This window comes from Enterococcus quebecensis (genome assembly GCF_001730365.1).
GTDB classification, from domain to species: Bacteria; Bacillota; Bacilli; order Lactobacillales; family Enterococcaceae; genus Enterococcus_L; species Enterococcus_L quebecensis.
In genome coordinates, this window is sequence record NZ_MIKB01000006.1 from 1 (window position 1) to 3,503 (window position 3,503).

Below are 3,503 nucleotides of genomic sequence, written 5' to 3' on the forward strand. Positions count from 1 at the left end.
AATAACTATAAATTATTTGGAGGTTAAAAGTATTGAGTATTCAATTTGATTTTTGGAATAGTAAATTTAATCAATTCAAAAATTCTATAAAAAAAGACAATAAAGGAAATATCGACTTTAATGCTTTAGCAAATTTCTTTTTAATTTATGGAAAGCGTAAATCCGGAAAATCTGAGTTAGTTAACTTACTATTGAATAATATTTTCTTAAGTAAAAAGAAAGTTTCAATTATTCGACTATTTGAAGATGAAAATGGTTATATTTATTATGAAGATATTAAACACATGAATAATAAAGATAAAATAAGCCAGCTAATTAACAACAGAATTGATACAGGTGATATAAAAATTGATGTTACATTGAGCTTAATTGATAAGCTTTTAAAATCAAGAGCTAAAAAAAAGATTCAAATTATATGGTTAGATAACATAAAACTGAACGGAGCAATCAGTTATGAAAAAATCGAAACTATTTTTAATGATAAAAACTGCATAAAAAAAATAATAATGACAACTTCTGATATTGAAGTTAAAAATTTTTACAGCAAAAAGGCAGATGAACAATTTGAATTTCCAGAATTGAATTACGAAGTTTATAAAAAATATTTTTCTGAGGATGTTGCCAATATAAAAGCTATTGTTGATAGAAGTCTGTTCTATAAACTCAAAAATTTGAATAATGAAGAACTTGTACAACAAATATTCTATTGGGGAGAGGATAAATATGGTGTCATTTCTAGTCTAGCTGATTTTTATTCTCATACGGATAGTATTAATGTAACATCCGAACAGTCATCGGAAATGTTTAAAAATATCTTGTCAGCCAGTTTTGTAGGTAGCAGTAATGCTGGCACGGATTTAGAAAATTTGTTATTATATCTCCTTATGTTTCCTAAGGAGATTAGTTATGACGATCTAACTTATTTAGAAAAAGATCCTCTATTTGATTTTATAACAGAAATGGAAAATTTAAAGAATAGCAAAATTATTCTTGAAAAGAATAGTTTTTTCAAAATTGATGAAGCTTTTTTAATCAGTAAAGAGGGGTTTATTGAAAGCTATACAAACAGACGGGTGAAAAGAGACACTGCATTATCCATTGACTATCTATTAAGAGCAGACTATCCAGAACAGTATACTCTTAGAGCTAACAATGCAAAATATTTTAGTCAGCCACAAGCCCAAGAATACTTTCTGATTTCTCATATCAGAGGAACTTTAACAAATGATATAAAAAAATATCTTCCATTAGAAACTTTGGACGCTATGCATGTAATTGATAAGCTTAACCTTTTTTTTAGTGATGATTCTTCTGAAATGTTTAACAAGTTACAGCCAATCATACAAAGAAAATTACAAAAAAATAATTCAAGTTTATTAGAAGCAGAATATCATTTTCTGTATTTAAGAATGTTGTTGTCTTCCCAAGAAAGAAAAGTTCTCTACCCGATTATCGTCATTCAGCTTAAAAATTTATTACGTATCTATCAAGAGTTAAAAGATAAGAGAGAGATTGAGATGCAAATAAAGGTAGGCAATCTATTAGCTCCTCAATTGATTAATGTATTGAATAATACATTTAGAAAAGAGGCAATAGAAATTTTTAATGAGACCGATAGATTGATTAGAAAACACATGAAGATAAATGTTTATCAATATATTTCTTACTACGTTCAAAACCATATTATTGCATCAAGTATTCTTCCATACAATGAAACTTATTATATTCTTTTAGATTTAATTAATCGAATGTTGTCTAAAGAAGAAGTTTTTGGTGATTTAAATATCTATGATGTTTTTCCTGTAGTGTTTTCAAATCTCTTAGGGATTAGTTTTTATAAAACTGAAGAAGATGTTAAAAATGTGCTTACTTTGGCGGAAAATAGAAAAAGCATTTTAAAATCCTATAAACAAAATGCCTATAAAATAATTAATAATCAAATTTTATCTGAATTTTTACTTGCGAAATCTTATTCATCAAAAGAATTAAATCGATGGATAAAAAAACTAAAACGGTTAGACGAAAAAAATATAGTTATGAATAACATTGCAGGTTTTTATCTTCTAAAAGGGGACGTTAAAATTGCCAGAGAGTACCTATTTAAGATATTGAAAAACAATATTAACGATGATTTTTATCGGTTCTATGCTAATTATAATTTGATTGTACTTGACCTTTTGGATCCTTCTTCAGATGAAAACGAAAACCTTTTATTAGACAGAGTTAAGCAATTATCTGTACCGGCTCTGTTTAATGATACAAATATAATACTATATTTAAAAAAAAGAATTAAATTCTTAGAAAAGTTATGCAAACAAAAAGAAAAAACTGATATTATAACTTTGGAAAAAAAGTTAAACACCAGTTTGAGAACTTCAGATGTTATATTTAAAAAGATTTGGCTATTTAGTGATTATCAATATTGGAGTTAAGCTAAAGTTGAAAGAATTAATAACATCAAGTCAGAGTGTGTAAAACCAGCTTTATCAATTAAATAGTTAGGAGAAGAATGTTCAGTTACATAAGGAGTTGTTGAAATATCAAAACAATATGGATTTCCATTTGAAGAGACTCTGAAATCGATTCTACAATAGTTTTCAATCTCTAATATTGTAGCGATTCTAATTGCTAACTCAATAATGAAATGAGAGTCATAGCCTAGTTCTTTATTAGTGAAATTTATAAAGTCATAAAACCTGTATGAATTGTCACTGTTCAATTCTTCAGGCATAATATCATCATCAAGAAAATCTTTATCGTTAATATTAACACCTGCAATACCTATAGCTTTAAATTCACCTTTAATTTTAAATAAAGGAATTTCAATTTCATAACCTGGTACAAACTCTTGGATGGTAAGCAGACTATTATCTTCATTATTTGCTAGAAAACTAAGAACTTTTTCCTTAGATAAATTTACTTTCTCCTTGGAAAGACCTCTACTCGCAGAACCTTTCATCATTTTTATAATGTACTTACCATCTTTAAGATTGGAATCATTTATGAATTCATTGACAGTATAGGTTTTAATTTGTGCTAACTTATATGAATCTAGAATTTTTTGAAAATGATATTTGTGTCGACATAGATTCATAGTATAGACACTTGACCCTAAATAGGTAAATTGATAGTAGTCAGATAAACTGGTAACTAAAGATTTTTGATTATTGTCTGATCCTTGTCGCGAGAGATTCCATACAATTGTTTGACTAGTATCAAACTTATTCGTGAGAATGTCCTCTGAAAAACAAGTCTCGTTGTTGTAAGGAATAACTTTGATTCCTGATTCTATCAAAGCATCGAAAATAGCTCCAATTTCTTTATTTGTAAAGAAGTCACTATCTTCTTGAGTTATATCTATTTTATTGGTGAATCCAATTGAGTTAAAAACAATCACTAGTTCTTTATTTTCCATCATCCCTCTAGCTATATTTAAACAGTTAGCAATTTCTGTTTTCTTCAAATAGTCCATTATAAAAACCTCCAAATAATTTATAGTTATT

At 27.2% G+C, this 3,503-nt stretch carries 2 protein-coding genes; one reads left to right on the top strand and one right to left on the bottom strand.

Annotation, left to right across the window (positions count from 1 at the left end; genetic code table 11):
• Positions 1–32 precede the first annotated feature (32 nt).
• Positions 33–2,432 carry a hypothetical protein gene (locus BCR23_RS04390; RefSeq protein WP_069634280.1) on the top strand — a complete coding sequence of 800 codons (2,400 nt, stop codon included), beginning with the start codon at positions 33–35 and terminating at the stop codon, positions 2,430–2,432.
• Here the strand turns inward: BCR23_RS04390 and BCR23_RS04395 are convergent.
• Positions 2,429–3,472 carry a D-alanine--D-alanine ligase family protein gene (locus BCR23_RS04395; RefSeq protein ID WP_069634281.1) on the bottom strand — a complete coding sequence of 348 codons (1,044 nt, stop codon included), beginning with the start codon at positions 3,470–3,472 and terminating at the stop codon, positions 2,429–2,431. The two genes, BCR23_RS04390 and BCR23_RS04395, sit on opposite strands and share 4 nt — an antisense overlap.
• Positions 3,473–3,503: the final 31 nt, after the last annotated feature.

Excerpts from the sequence above, each read along its gene's own strand:
- BCR23_RS04395 (WP_069634281.1), bottom strand. The coding sequence starts at position 3,472 with ATGGACTATTTGAAGAAAACAGAAATTGCTAACTGTTTAAATATAGCT.